At 49.2% G+C, this 13,728-nt stretch carries 11 protein-coding genes; all 11 read right to left on the bottom strand.

The window, feature by feature from the left end; translation table 11 throughout:
• Positions 1-4 precede the first annotated feature (4 nt).
• The 11 genes from ACFSUC_RS13390 to ACFSUC_RS13440 all read right to left on the bottom strand — a co-directional run bounded on the left by ACFSUC_RS13390 (position 5) and on the right by ACFSUC_RS13440 (position 13,619).
• Positions 5-670: a hypothetical protein gene (locus ACFSUC_RS13390; protein ID WP_379930120.1), complete on the bottom strand. Its 666-nt coding sequence runs from the start codon at positions 668-670 to the stop codon at positions 5-7.
• Positions 657-1,280: a hypothetical protein gene (locus ACFSUC_RS13395; RefSeq protein ID WP_379930121.1), complete on the bottom strand. Its 624-nt coding sequence runs from the start codon at positions 1,278-1,280 to the stop codon at positions 657-659. The genes ACFSUC_RS13390 and ACFSUC_RS13395 overlap by 14 nt, the downstream gene beginning before the upstream one ends.
• 12 nt (positions 1,281-1,292) lie before the next feature.
• Positions 1,293-2,267 carry a type IV pilus biogenesis protein PilM gene (pilM, locus tag ACFSUC_RS13400; protein ID WP_379930122.1) on the bottom strand — a complete coding sequence of 325 codons (975 nt, stop codon included), beginning with the start codon at positions 2,265-2,267 and terminating at the stop codon, positions 1,293-1,295.
• Between the two features lie 98 nt (positions 2,268-2,365).
• Entirely contained in the window at positions 2,366-2,899 is a 534-nt protein-coding gene (locus ACFSUC_RS13405; RefSeq protein WP_379930123.1) for a type II secretion system protein, read from the bottom strand.
• A 194-nt stretch (positions 2,900-3,093) separates the two neighbouring features.
• Positions 3,094-4,305 (bottom strand): type II secretion system F family protein, encoded by a 1,212-nt coding sequence (locus ACFSUC_RS13410; RefSeq protein ID WP_379930124.1) that lies wholly within the window; start codon positions 4,303-4,305, stop codon positions 3,094-3,096.
• An 18-nt stretch (positions 4,306-4,323) separates the two neighbouring features.
• Complete coding sequence (locus tag ACFSUC_RS13415) at positions 4,324-5,997, bottom strand: GspE/PulE family protein (RefSeq protein WP_379930125.1); 1,674 nt, start codon at positions 5,995-5,997, stop codon at positions 4,324-4,326.
• A 110-nt stretch (positions 5,998-6,107) separates the two neighbouring features.
• On the bottom strand, positions 6,108-7,073 hold the full coding sequence (locus ACFSUC_RS13420) for a hypothetical protein (RefSeq protein WP_379930126.1): 966 nt from the start codon (positions 7,071-7,073) through the stop codon (positions 6,108-6,110).
• A gap of 337 nt (positions 7,074-7,410) precedes the next feature.
• Complete coding sequence (locus tag ACFSUC_RS13425; RefSeq protein ID WP_379930127.1) at positions 7,411-8,253, bottom strand: helix-turn-helix transcriptional regulator; 843 nt, start codon at positions 8,251-8,253, stop codon at positions 7,411-7,413.
• Positions 8,254-8,487: 234 nt separating this feature from the next.
• A complete protein-coding gene (locus ACFSUC_RS13430; protein WP_379930128.1) occupies positions 8,488-10,779 on the bottom strand; it encodes a GH32 C-terminal domain-containing protein in 2,292 nt (763 codons plus the stop codon).
• Positions 10,780-11,030: 251 nt separating this feature from the next.
• Positions 11,031-11,993, bottom strand: a complete 963-nt coding sequence (locus tag ACFSUC_RS13435) for a PfkB family carbohydrate kinase (RefSeq protein WP_379930129.1) — start codon at positions 11,991-11,993, stop codon at positions 11,031-11,033.
• 102 nt (positions 11,994-12,095) lie between these two features.
• Positions 12,096-13,619, bottom strand: coding sequence for a glycoside hydrolase family 32 protein (locus ACFSUC_RS13440; protein ID WP_379930130.1), 1,524 nt, complete (start codon positions 13,617-13,619; stop codon positions 12,096-12,098).
• Between the last annotated feature and the right edge of the window lie 109 nt (positions 13,620-13,728).

A 13,728-nucleotide genomic window follows, 5' to 3' on the forward strand; every position in this document is an offset into this window, starting at 1 on the left:
CAGCCTAGTGGAATGGGGTTTGCTGTACGTCTTGGGTAGGGACATAATCTTCTGGAATCGGTTGTGGAAACACATCTTTCAGTTCCGGCGCATAGAAAGTCTTGAGTGTAATGGCCGCTTCGAATATTTTATCCACCGCGTTGACACGAATCGGGGACTCCCATTCATTCTTGATTTCTACCTTTTCCACAATATACAGTCGATTCATTGTCTCTGCTTCTCTTAGGAATTGAACGAGGAGGTCATAGTTCATGTCCCCTTTTCCCGTATAGCGCAGCATATGTAAGCCCTGAGTCAACGGGTTGATTTCCGCATCCTCGCTCGCAGTGGAACCCAGGTGACCGGAATCTAGATAATAGTACGACTCCAGTTTCATATCCAGCATCGTTTCAAGCAACGCCAGATCGCGATAGAAGGTAAGTGGATAGGCTCTTTCCGGAATTTGTTGTCTCACCTTCATCAGACTGCTCATTTCCTGCTCTTTCATCCTGTCTTTACTGCCGTTCACAGCTTGCAGATCTGACAGTTGCTTCGTCAGGCGGTTCAGCTCCGACTGCTTGTCGGACTGCTCGCTCTTGACAGGCATGACATACACGATGTACAAGACTACCATCAACAGCAGCAATATCACCAGAAACAGATTCAGTTTGCGAACATTACTCGCCCCCATTGTTTATCCCGCCCTTCGGCATTAGCTGCAACTCGATCGTAGAAGTGACGACCAGCTTGGTATTAAACGGATCGTTGAGAGGAAGTCCGGTCTCAGGATCTATTTCAATCTCAATATCCTTGGAAAAGTCCGGCTTGATGAGATCCGAATAGTGAACCACCTGAAACTCCCCGCTGTTCTCCAGGCTGCGAATAAAGGTGACAAAAGCTTCTAGCTCAGTAAAGCTTCCTTTCATTTTCACAGTACCTTGATCCAGAAACTCAAATTCAGTCACATTCATTTGCGTAGATATGTACGGCTGCAAACGTGTCAGGACTTCAGAGGCAGCGGGAAATGAGGCTCGCAACTGATCAGGCAGAGCAGAATATTTACCGAACAAGCTTGTAAATCGATTGTTTTGCATAGTCAGCTGCACCTGCTGAATCTCTGCGTTCACGTTGCTAATCTCCTCTTCCATGTCCGCGATATCCGCATTGGCCAGCATGGTACTGATCCCAGCATAAACGATGAAGACAACGAGCAGACCTCCTAGCAAGCTGGGCAACAGGATCGGATTGCGAGATTTGGGTTTCGGGGCTTTTTGCAGCAAATTGATTTCAATGGCATTCATATCGGTTCCCCCTTACCCCTTTATTGCCAAACCTAACGGGACGGCGAAGTGAAACAATTCATCGTTGTCACTTTTCAGTAAATCCCGGATCGGCATGTCGTCGATGCGTCCATTGAAGCTGCTTTGCAGCTGACTTCGAAGCGGCTCCATCCAGGAATATCTGGCTGAGAGAAACAACTGCTCGACGTCTTTTTGTTCAGCGGAAATGGAATACTTGTAGTAGTTCAGAATACGACCGAGTTCAATAGACAGATGTCTGCCATACGCCTCCATGGCATCATTGGTCATGTCCAGCATGTAGCTCGCACCTTGCTGCACCTGCCGGATAAAGACCGGAACACCTTGTTCAAAAATGACAATGTCTGCATACTCGTGCTCACAATGGATAATAACATGCGCTGGGGCAGACGAGACCTTTGCATAGGCCAGAATTCGCTGGAGAGCAAGCGGAGCCAGATCGATAGCTACTGGTTGAAGCCCCGCATTTTCCAGCACCTCCCTGTAATTGTCCACGACCTCCTGTGAGGTTGCGATGATGAGTACATCCTCTTGCGGCGCAGCTTTCTTGCCGTTCTCAGATGTCGCTGCTGCCTCCTGTTCTGCCTTGCCAAGCCGAATATAATCAAACACCGGATTTTTGAATGGAAACGTATTATTGGCGTGGATCTCGACATCGATGAGATTGCGCATGTCCTTATCCTTCAGTTTGGAGAAGGCTGTCTTGCGCAGCGCAATCTCCGAGGTTGGCACTGTCAAGGTTACCTCGGCTCCCGAGATGCCCATTTCACGGACAGCCTGTCCGATCTGGGAGGCAACCGTTTGCGGACTTAGAATCTTGCCACCTCGTACGATCTCTTCCTCCAGAGCAATTTCTTGCTGACGCAAAAATCGAACCGATTTGGTCGTACGCTCAACTTCTACAATTTTGGCACATTGATCCAAAATCTGTATACCATAGCCTCTGTTGCCTTTTCTCTTGCCGAACATACGCGGTCTCCTCTCACAATTGGTAGAAAGGGGAGCACGATCTGACCAGCAGATCGTGCTAGACTAGATTATAAGTTCACACCACTTCCTGAAGTATCTCAGATATCTGATTCAGGTGTGTCATTATAATATAATGAACCTGTTGCAGGAGCTAAATCTAAATAATATTTAAATACTTCTGTAGTTACTCCATTCGTTGTAGTAGAGTGCCTCTCTATTTGCACTAATGAATTGGTTGCATGATATTGAGTTCCTTTAACATATGGATCGTCGATCGAATTGCTATTAATAAATCCACCATCGACTAGTTGTTGTATTGAAATAGTATATGATTCAGTGGAAGTATTATCAATTTTTGTAGTCGCTGATGTTCCAATATTCCCATAACCTCTGTCTGCTATAGCAAGCCTAGCAGAATCAATAATAACTTGAGCATTAGCCATTTGTGCTTTTCTTTCAGAGTTTTCTAAGATACCTGAAATTGCCGGAATCGCAATTGCTGCAACGATTCCTAAAATTACAATTACAGCCAGCAATTCGATCAATGTGAGACCTTTTTCATCCTGGTGAAGCTTGCGGAAACGCATTTTTGGCAGTTTCATGTTTCTGAACATTTTTTGAACCAACGTCATGAATAACACTCCTCTAAATTTGAAATTTTGCCTTGCCTGTCTTGGCTTGTTCTTGCCTTTCGTGATCCCGTACGAACGGGATCGTTCTTGATGATCTGTTCATTCGCCCCTGGTTGTATGATCAATGTGAAAGCATCGCGTACGGTTCCCTGCGTTACACTTTCACCCCCTTCCAAGGAACCTTCCCACGATATTTAATTCAGGAAATTCTCATACATGGCGAACATCGGTGACAGCATCGCTGCCACAATCACCCCTACTATACAGGAGACAAACAGCAGCAACAGCGGCTCAATCGTCGCCTTCAGCTTGTCCACACTGTTGTCCACATCGTCCTCATAAAATTCCGCTATTTTCACAAGCATTTGGTCAATCTGACCGGTTTCCTCACCGACATACAGCATATGCAGAAACATTTCCGGGAACATGCCGCTCTCCCGAAACGGATCAGACAGTTGCTTCCCCTCGGACAGGCTTTCCTTCGCACCCTGCAGCACCTTCTCAAAGGCTTTATTGCCGATGACTTTCTGCGTAATATCAATCGACTGCAACAGGGGTACTGCACTTAAATAAAGAGAAGACAGGTTTCGCGACATCCGAGCGATGGCGGCTTTTTTCAACAGACTACCGAATATCGGAATCTTGAAGGAGAGCTTGTCCACCTCGTAGCGAATTTCCTCTTTCTTCAACAACAGCTGGAACACAGTAACTAGTCCCACGATCGCTAGGAGAATAATCCACCACCAGTCCGTTACAAAATCACTGGCTCCCATCACAAATTTCGTAATCCACGGCAGCTCCTCACCCTGGTCCTCAAACATGGCGGCAAAGGTCGGCACAATTTTCATTAAGAGGAAGGCGACAACTAAATTGGTCACAATCATGACAATGATCGGGTAAGTCATCGCGGACTTGATCTTCTGAACCGTTTTATGTTCTTTCTCATAATGCAGCGCCATCCGATCAAGCACGTCGTCCATATTTCCTGCCGCTTCGGCGGAAGCAATCATACTGATGAACATCTCCGGGAAGATTTTCGGGTGCTGCTCCATGGATACCGACAAAGCTTGTCCGGTTCGAACCTGGTCATGTACTTCTCCAAGCGCTCGCTTCAAATATTTGGATTGGGTCTGCTTCTCCAGAATATTGAGCGCCTCATCGATCTGAACACCCGAGCGGATCAGTACGGCGAACTGGCGGCAGAAGACAACGAAGTCCTGTAGCTTGACCGCTCTGCCGATGAAAATTTCCTTCTGGAGGAGTGAGGCTTCACTTTCCTGTACACTGCGAATTTGAATGCCTTTTTCACGCAGCTCGGATATGGCTGCATACTTATTGATGGCCCGAATCTGCCCTCTCGTTTTTTTGCCAGATGAAGTCACGGCTTCATATTGAAAATAAGGCATGCACCAACACCGCCCTTATTAATCGTCTGCTACTGCCTTGAGCACTTCTTCCACGGTGGTATGACCACCCGCCGCCTTCTTCAGTCCATCCATCATCATCGTCACATAGCCCTGGGAGAGGGCATGCTTCTTCACCTGGTCAATGCCCGTATTCTGAGCGATGAGGCGGCGCATGGCTTCATCCACGACCAATACCTCATGCACAGCCATCCGCCCTTTGTATCCGGATTTGTTGCAAGAGCCGCAGCCCTTGCCGCGGATCACGCGTGCACCCTGCTCTCCCTTGATCTTGTCCAGCAGCCCATAGCTTTCGAACAACCGTAATTCTTCCTCGCGGGCCGGCTCGAGCGCAGCACATTCCCGGCACACTCTTCGAACGAGCCGCTGCGCCACAATCGTAGACAGCGAGGAGGAAATGAGATACGAATCAATGCCCATATCCAGCAATCGACTGATCGTGTTAATCGCACTGTTGGTATGGATGGTGCTGAACACGAGGTGGCCGGTCAGGGAGGCACGAACAGCAATTTCAGCCGTTTCCGTATCACGGATCTCCCCCACCATGACAATATTGGGGTCTTGCCGCAAAATGGAACGAAGCCCGGAAGCAAAACTCAGTCCGATCTGACTGTTCACCTGCACCTGTGTAATGCCATCCATACGATATTCGACCGGGTCTTCAACCGTAATGATTTTCACATCTTCATTGTTCAGTTCCCCAAGTGCCGAGTACAGGGTCGAGGTCTTCCCGCTTCCCGTCGGACCTGTAATCAATACAATTCCGTTTGGCTTCTGAATGGTTCGCTGGAAAGCCTTCAAGTTGTTTTCACTCAGTCCCAGCTCACTGATTCGCTTAATTCCCGCTGACTGATCCAGCAGACGCAGAACGATGCTTTCTCCATGTACGGAAGGAAGCGTAGAGACACGAATATCGATGCGGGTATGCTGAAGTTTCATTTGAATGCGTCCATCCTGCGGCAGTCTGCGTTCCGCAATGTTCAGCTTGGAGATGATTTTGAGCCGTGCCGTCAGCACGCCCTGCATATGCTTGGGCAAGATCTTCTCATTGCGCAGCACCCCGTCCACCCGGTAGCGTACAATGATTTGCTTCTCCTGCGGATCGAAGTGGATATCGCTGGCCTTCATCTGCACCGCAGACTGAATGAGCTGATTTACCAGCTTTACAACCGGCGAGCCCTGATCCTGTGCCTCCTGCTCCTCATCTCCTCCCTCTGACGGATCCATGTCCTCCATCAGCTCATCCATGGATTCCTTCATGCCGTAGTTGCGCGAAATGGCTTGTTCAATTTCGGATCTCGTCGCCAGTACAGGCTGTACACTTGAACCCGTTGCCATCCGTATTTCTTCAATCGCGTCATAATTGAGCGGATCGTTCATCGCGACTTTGATTTTGCCATTCTTTCTTTCGATGGGGATGACACAATATTTGCGGGCAATCGTTTCCGAAATGAGCTGTACGGCTGAAACGTCGAGTGCTACCTCAAACATATTGACTACTGGAAAACCAAGTTGAAATTCCAACACTTCCAGCAACTGGCGTTCTGAAATCGAGCCGCGATCGATTAGGATTTCTCCAAACTTTTTCTTAGTGGTCACCTGATGCTTCAATGCATCCTCCACTTGCGTCTCGGTCAGCAAACCGTTCATGACCAACAGTTCACCAATCCGCATAAGCCCTCATCCTTTCCAGACCGATAACTTTATTTCCCAGACCTGCAACCTTTTCGAATTCGAGCTCGTCTCTATAGGCAGAACCACCCTGAGAAACCTTGGGAATCGGCTCATTCCTTTTCTCCGTACAGTTCATTGATCTGCTTCTGAGTCGGCGGAAGCAGCACTTCATCGTGCACAGGCACATAAAAATCTTTATACAAGAGCGTTGGATTGACCGTGTCGGTCTGATCATAGACCCGAAACATCCGTGCGGGCTTTCCGTTGGTAATGCGCTTCGGTGCGGTCACGTTGTAATCCACATACTCGATCTTCTTCTGCGTTACCTGCTCGCTTTCAATGACGAGTACAGGAGCTCGCCAGTCCTCGGACGGATTGGCCTTGATTGCCATGGATGATCCCGCCGATTCAAATGCCAGGTAGATTGGAAAGTCGAACGGATTATAGATCGTAAACGGCTTGTCTGCATGGCGGTATTCCACATCCAAGCCCCCTTTCATACCGGCCGGAAGCGCCAGATGGGTATAGCGCTCGACTGCCTCTACACCGCTTCGCAAGGTGGCTTCATACAAGGCACTAGCTGCAAAGGACAACGCCTGTTCTTGCGATGGCGTAAGCGCCTCCATCTCCTGCATGATTAGCCAGTCATGCAACGAAAACATATGCTGTGGTGCAACTTCCACCCCATTCATTTGCTGCATCCATTCGGCTGCTTTTGCATTCGATGACGGCAGCGTACCACGACCCAAGCGCTGCATCTGATCCAGCTCACTCTGCTCCACAACGGTATAGGGCTTGGCGGAGACAGTTGACGCTAATTCGCGGTTCGTCGTCTCGGTAGATGCTCCGTCTTCCGAACCCTTGGTCGCGGCGAATACATCAAGCTTGTCTTCATTCGGCGGCTTAGACGGTTCACTTTCTCCCGATCCGAACAGCCCTGTCACCGCATTCAACTCCACCCAGCCCAGACTGGCACTTGCATAATAGCCGCCACCCAGAACCACGGTGATGAGGGCAATGACAAGAATAGGAGATATTTTCCTGTTGCCCTGCTGTTTGCGCTTCGTCTTCGTCATGCCTATCCGCATCCCTTCCGCCTGCTGGCCCCTTCAACCTTCCAATCCTCTGGAAAATCCTTCACTTCAATGCATTCATGTCCTACCATGTATCAATACCTGATTCAACCTTATGTAAAAGGATAGATGTTATAGATGTCTTACTATACTCTTCTAAATATAGTCCTTCTTTTTCTGCTGCTAAACTACGCACAAACATTAAGTCTTAAGACTTAATGCACATGCTTTAATGCATATGCATTACTTTTCCAGAAAAATAGTGCACCTGTATGAGATAAAACAGCATAAAAAAGCAAAAACCGCTTGACCACATCCGGAGAAGGACGCAGCAAACGGTTCAAATGGCCCCCAATATCCGCAAAATGAGAGAGGCCTTGGAATTGACTTTCATTTTATTGTTTATTTTCGATACATAGACGCGAACGGTGTTTTCACTGATTCCGAGCACTTTGCTGATCTGCTTGTAATCGTAATCCAGCATCCAGTATTTCGCGATATCCTGCTCTCGCTCTGTCAACTTGTAAGCCTTCAGATTTTTCTCGAGTGTTTCCTCCATAAACCAGGATTTGTTCTGAAGTTCCAGCTTGTTCACTTCATTCTGCAAATTCCCGGCCAGCGTTTCAATACAGGGATAAATGAACGATCCAGGCAAATCCTTCCCACAGGCGAAATAGCTGTACGCCATCGGTTCATGCTCACTGAACAGCGGGATACTCATGCCGAGCCAATCCTTCATGCCTTCGAGATAATGCTGGTCTCCCTGCAGATAGACCGGGCGCTTGACCGCCATCGCGGTAGAAACCGGGTTGGTGCCCGCACTGTTCATCGAAAGCGAGGAGCCAACCCCGATATTGTGCATAATCTCTGCGTTGGCCATCGACATCTCGTCTCCCTCAATATAGAGGACAACCCCGTTCGAATCCGTGATGATGAACAGATGCGGGAAAAAGAAGGAGTCGAAAACATGTTTACTGTAGCGTGCAATCAAATGGATGAAGTTTTGATGCTTCTGCAGCAGTCTTTCCAGCATTCTACCTTGTACCCGAAACCGTACTTTATTCACATCGGGATGAACGCCCCCTTCGGCTGATTTCCCGTGTAGCCAGTTCACTTCGCTGGCCATCATTCCGAATTTTCTGATAAACACATCCTGATTGAACTGCTTCGTAAACACTTCCATCTTCTCAGCCCCCATATGTGCTTATGGTATGGAGATAATGCGTATGTAGTATTGTATAGATTGTAAAAATAGGGTACTGTAAACGTTTGCACTACCCTTATTTTAGCATGTATCACTCTCATTTCAAGTATTTTCAATAAAATTCTTACCCTTTTCATCAAATTTCCGCAAAAAATCCCGCAGCATTCGACGGCTGCGGGATTCTAAATATGCTGTAAAAACAAATTAAAATGATTACTGGTCTTGCTCATAAGCCGATCGAAGCTGCCATACCTGGAGACGTACGATAAGCTCCCTGTCTCGAAAAACGGCATGCATATCCATGCCGATGGCATCCTCTCTCGTCGGATATACACGCGAAGTCAGCGATTTTCGCTCATTGAGATAGCACTCAATCATCGACTTGTCGAGATAGGCATGCATAACGATGGTCTCATCGGGCAGATTCACAACCCCGCCCTGTATGCCTTTTCCGGTCTGTTCGAGCAAGGATGAAGCGGTTCGGTCGATGCCATAATGTGCATCCTCCGCCCGATAAAACAATCTCGTCTCCTCCTCATGCTTAGGAGACTGACGAACGTAGAGACTTAACTCTTCTACCTCTGCTCTCGGAACTTCCAGCCGGATTTCCATGACATCACCACGAACGGCCTGCAAGGCTTCACGCGCTTCCTGCAAGGACACCTCTGCCAGATCGACCACCAGGGATGAACGCAGAGAATGCAGCTCATCGATTGGACGAACGCCAAGCGTATCGTCCGGGTGCAAAAACAGTTCAACAGGCAGACCGCCATTATGGGCCCAGCCCGCATCATGTTCTTGCTGATGCGTTCGCTTTCCCTGAGCGATACTGAATACAACGGCGCGGCCTTTCGGATCAACAAATCCGCTCGGTCCTGTAAAGTGCTCCCCCACATCCAGCAACTGTGGTTGTTCATGATCCGGGACAAACTGACCCTGCTCACTCTTCCACGTGCCGATCCAGTACCATACATAACGGACATTCAGTTCGCTCACATGGTCATACCAGGGATTGACGAGAAAGACGTGCTTTTGCATTCCCCTTGAATCCTCACCTAGTGGCAACAAAACGGGAAGTTCCCATACTTGTCCGGTCTCTGGTCTGTTCGGGTAGTCGCCCACCATCAGGGTTCCCTGGTATATCCAGTCAATCAGGTTCTCTGACGAATAGACAAGGGCAGTTCCTCCGACCGCTGCCCCATCTTTTCTTACACCGGAGCCCACAAGCTGGTAATACGTATTTCCTTCCTTCCAAACGAACGGATCGCGGAATTGCCCTGTCCACACCTCGCCTTCCGCACACGTCAGTCCGTCCTGCTGGATTGTAACCGGCTCGGAATGTTTGCGCCAATATGGCAATAGAGGATCTTGATCCTCCGAACAGGTACTGGTTGCCACCGCCGTCATCTGATTTGGATGCATGGTCTCATTGGCAGCCGTGAAGAAAAGGACCGGAACCTCGTCGGGACCGATGCACGCACTGCCTGACCAATCTCCGTCCGGATCAACGGCATCCTTTTCCGGGAAAAGGGCAAACGGCATGTCCTGCCAGTGCACCATGTCTGTACTGACCAGATGTCCCCAGTGAATATCGTGCCAGTAGGGCCCTCTCGTGTTCTGCTGATAGAAAATGTGATAGTGTCCTGCAAAATAAACCGGACCATGCGGCTCATTCATCCAGTGTCCGGGTGCGATCAGATGATATACCGGACGGTGCCGGTCTCCTTCATAGACCGCTCGGTTCAGAGACAAATCCGGGACCGGAAGCTGACCGCCGCACTCGGAGAGAACCGTTTGGAAGCGTTGATGTATGCATCCATCGTCCAGACATTCCCCGTACAGGCTCAGTTCATCAATCAAGCCATTGACCATGTTGAGATTGAACTGTTCATCCGCTACCTGCAATCCACTGCCGCTCTTGCCTATATAGAAAACCTGCTCGGCTGGCTGAAATGAAAAAGGCTTTCGTTCAAATCGCTCCGCCAGCTCACCATTGAGAAACAAGCTTACCCGACCGAGCGATGGGTCAAGCGTAACGACGAGATGGTTCCATTGCCGCGGCTTTACACGGTGTTCTCTCGACCAGCATTCCTGCCACACAGAACCATCCCCGAACTGAAAGGACCATTCCCCGTGCTGGGCCAGTCCCAGACTGTAACCCAGATTCCTTTCACGATCCCGTTGCTCTACGATTGGAAACATGCCTTGTTCATTGTTCGTTCCAAACGTACGCGGCGCGATCCAGACTTCAATGGTACAGTGCCCGGCAATCATCGGGGCACACCCAGCTTCCCGCTCGATCCATGTCGAATAACCGTCCAGAAGCAGGGCTTTACCCCGAACCCCGTCACGTCTTTCCACATCCGTAGAAGGCTTATGCCTGGCTTCATGAAAAATATAGGAAACGGGATCATGGCGGCCACTGATACTGTCAAGGACAGTTCTGCCGCTACTTTCGTCAAAAGACCAATGAGCCACCGCTAAGGCCCTCGGCTTCTCACTCATTCAGAGGCTCCCCTTTCTGCTGTTTGATTCACGTTTTTTTATTTGATTCATTATTTGCTTTACTCATTTGCTTCATTAATTGATTCATTACTTAATTCATTATTTGATTCATTACTTGATTTACTGTTTAACTCCATATTCGGGTTTCATTCAAGACTCCAGTCTGTTTCAAGATTCCCATTTGATGTCGGTCTGTTTGTTCTTTCACTATATATCTGTTTGTTCTTTCACCATTTACTCGTTATGGCTGTTCACTGATCAGCCTGCTGCATAAAATCAAGCACTTCCTGTCGGGTTGGCATCGCCGGTATCGCACCCATTTGCGTCGTCACCAGGGCTCCTACCGCATTGGCAAAGCGAATGTTCGCTTGCAACTGCGACTCTTCCAGATCTTCCAGGCCTCCATGTTCCAGAATACCTAGCAGCAAGCCGCCCAGGAAGGAATCTCCTGCACCGGTCGTGTCCACCGCCTTGACCTGAAACCCGGACACGTGCCCGGTTCGATCGCCTAACCGATAAAAACAGCCCGCTGCGCCAAGCGTCACCAGAATCAACTTCGTGTCAAACTGCTCTCTCAGCCAGGCCGTTCCTGCTTCCAACTCTTCCATGCCAGTAATGAACGCCAGTTCCTCTTCCGAAATCTTCACCAAATCCGCAAACTCAAATCCGTTTAGAATTCGTTCTCTGGCCTGTTCCATATCGGACCAGAGCGCTGGCCTGAGATTGGGATCATAGGAAATGAGCACGTTCTTCTGCCTGGCATATTTCAGCGCAGACAGGGTCGCAGTGTAGGCAGGCTCATCCGTCATGGACAGCGAACCAAAGTGAAAAATACTCGACTGATCGATCAGTTCTGTCTTCACTTCCTGCTGTTCCAACATCATGTCTGCACCCGGCTTGCGGTAAAAAGTAAAGCTTCTGTCCCCGTCCCCAGCGAGGTGAACAAAGGCAAGGGTCGTATGATATTGTCTGGACAGCACACAGCCCTCCGTACGAATGTGATGATTAGCAAGCACTTCTCTCAGGTAGTGTCCGAACTGATCATCCCCGACTTTGCCGATGAAAGCCGCGGTTCTTCCCAGTTTTGTCAGAGCAGCGAGCACATTGGCCGGTGCGCCTCCCGGATTTCGCTCAAATTGCACCTGCCCGTTTTCAGATGTGCCTGCCGGGGTAAAATCAATCAATACTTCGCCTAATGCTGTCACATCAATCATCGTGTTTCCCTGCCTTTTCATATATTCATGACCCATATTGCATACTGCGGTACACTTCTTTTACTTCCGTACAGCTACTTCTGATCCGTACAGCCCTTTTTGTTATCGCGTGGCTGCGAGCGTGGAAGCGACTTCCTGCTGTCCGGTATCGTACACGGATTTCATTTGGTATACATCCAGAGAAATGAGTCTGGCTGTCCCGCCCTTGCTGTATACTTCCACACCGGTACTGTTCGGATTGGCGAAAATCAAGTCGGTCATGACGACCTGTCCCTCGTTTCCAAACACTTCAATGGATGACCAATCTATAAACATTCTCATATATAGTTTACCTGATTGCAGTGATAATGCCGTGCTGTGCTCGGCAGCAAACGCAGGATGAAAGGCCGTTTCACCAGAACGGGTTCGATCCACGAACAGCTCAGCATCCTGCACCCGGTATCCGACCACCGTTTCCTCGCGGTCCGACAAGCGAAGCCTGAATCCAAATTCGGATGCATCTCCTGGTTCAAACTGGGCGATGATTTCCAGTTGCCTGCCCTCCACTTGACGGACAGGATTCACGCCCGGCATGACGGGAACCTCCGACCATTGCGTATGATCCGCTCGCAACTGCTCCAGCTCTTTGACGGGAACCTGAATAAGTTCTGTCCCTGTCTCACCGTGTAGTAACTTCAATTCACGCGGCAGTGTCATGCTTCCTCTCCAAGCTTCGGTCGGAGTCAGATTCGCATACTTCCAATTGCTCATCCATCCCATCAGAATACGTCGTCCGTCCGTTGGCGGCAAATCCGAAAAGGTCACGCCGGCATAATTGTCTCTGCCATCATCCAACCAGCGTACCGTATCCGGCTCATCCTCGCACACAAAGCGCTGACCGTCAAATTGTCCGATAAAATATTGGGTTCTCGATCCCTCAGGCACGTTCGGATCATCCCCGACACTCACAAGAAGTACCCATTTGGATACCCCCTGCTGCCCCTCTACCGCAAGTTCAAACAGATCGGGACATTCCCATACCGCATCATGATTGCCATCATCATGGCCGAAGCTGCTTTCAAACGCCCATTCCAGCAAATCGGGAGACGAATAAAAACGGATATGATCATTGGCTGCCAAACTCATGATCCATTTTTGACTGGATGCATGCCAGATCACCTTCGGGTCTCGGAAATCCACGATCTCCGTATCGCTCAGTACTGGGTTATGCGCATACATCTCCCAGCTCCGTCCCTTGTCCCTGCTGTAAGCCAGACTTTGCCTTTGACGAACCCGCCCGGAGGAATCCTCGTCATGATGCGTGAAGATCGCCACCAGTCCATGGCCGCCATGGAAAAATCCGCTGCTGTCATTCCAGTCTACGACCGCGCTGCCAGAGAATATGGCCCCATGTTCATCCGGGCAAAACGCAATCGGCAGATGCTCCCAGTTTACCATATCTGTACTCACCGCGTGACCCCAATGCATCGGGCCCCATACTGAGCTTTCCGGGTGATGTTGGTAGAACAGATGATATTCTCCCTCGTAATAGACCATACCGTTTGGATCATTCATCCAGTGCCGAGACGGCGTAAAATGATATTGAGGCCGAAATGGTTCCTTATATAAGAGATAGGTCACGGTCATTCACACCTTTCTATTGCAAGTAGTAATTAATCGATTACGTAAACGTTTAATTCTATTCTAATGGCTTTGTTTGCCTTCTGTCAATCCTCTATGATCCGTTAGGGATGAG

Source organism: Marinicrinis sediminis, from assembly GCF_042685085.1.
Taxonomy (GTDB): domain Bacteria; phylum Bacillota; class Bacilli; order Paenibacillales; family KCTC-33676; genus Marinicrinis; species Marinicrinis sediminis.

Bases quoted from the DNA above. Each gene is read 5' to 3' on its own strand.
- ACFSUC_RS13405 (WP_379930123.1), bottom strand. From the start codon at position 2,899: ATGACGTTGGTTCAAAAAATGTTCAGAAACATGAAACTGCCAAAAATG.
- ACFSUC_RS13410 (WP_379930124.1), bottom strand. From the start codon at position 4,305: ATGCCTTATTTTCAATATGAAGCCGTGACTTCATCTGGCAAAAAAACG.
- ACFSUC_RS13425 (WP_379930127.1), bottom strand. From the start codon at position 8,253: ATGGAAGTGTTTACGAAGCAGTTCAATCAGGATGTGTTTATCAGAAAA.
- ACFSUC_RS13435 (WP_379930129.1), bottom strand. From the start codon at position 11,993: ATGATTGATGTGACAGCATTAGGCGAAGTATTGATTGATTTTACCCCG.
- ACFSUC_RS13390 (WP_379930120.1), bottom strand. From the start codon at position 670: ATGGGGGCGAGTAATGTTCGCAAACTGAATCTGTTTCTGGTGATATTG.
- ACFSUC_RS13440 (WP_379930130.1), bottom strand. From the start codon at position 13,619: ATGACCGTGACCTATCTCTTATATAAGGAACCATTTCGGCCTCAATAT.
- ACFSUC_RS13415 (WP_379930125.1), bottom strand. From the start codon at position 5,997: ATGCGGATTGGTGAACTGTTGGTCATGAACGGTTTGCTGACCGAGACG.
- ACFSUC_RS13395 (WP_379930121.1), bottom strand. From the start codon at position 1,280: ATGAATGCCATTGAAATCAATTTGCTGCAAAAAGCCCCGAAACCCAAA.
- pilM (WP_379930122.1), bottom strand. From the start codon at position 2,267: ATGTTCGGCAAGAGAAAAGGCAACAGAGGCTATGGTATACAGATTTTG.
- ACFSUC_RS13430 (WP_379930128.1), bottom strand. From the start codon at position 10,779: ATGAGTGAGAAGCCGAGGGCCTTAGCGGTGGCTCATTGGTCTTTTGAC.
- ACFSUC_RS13420 (WP_379930126.1), bottom strand. From the start codon at position 7,073: ATGACGAAGACGAAGCGCAAACAGCAGGGCAACAGGAAAATATCTCCT.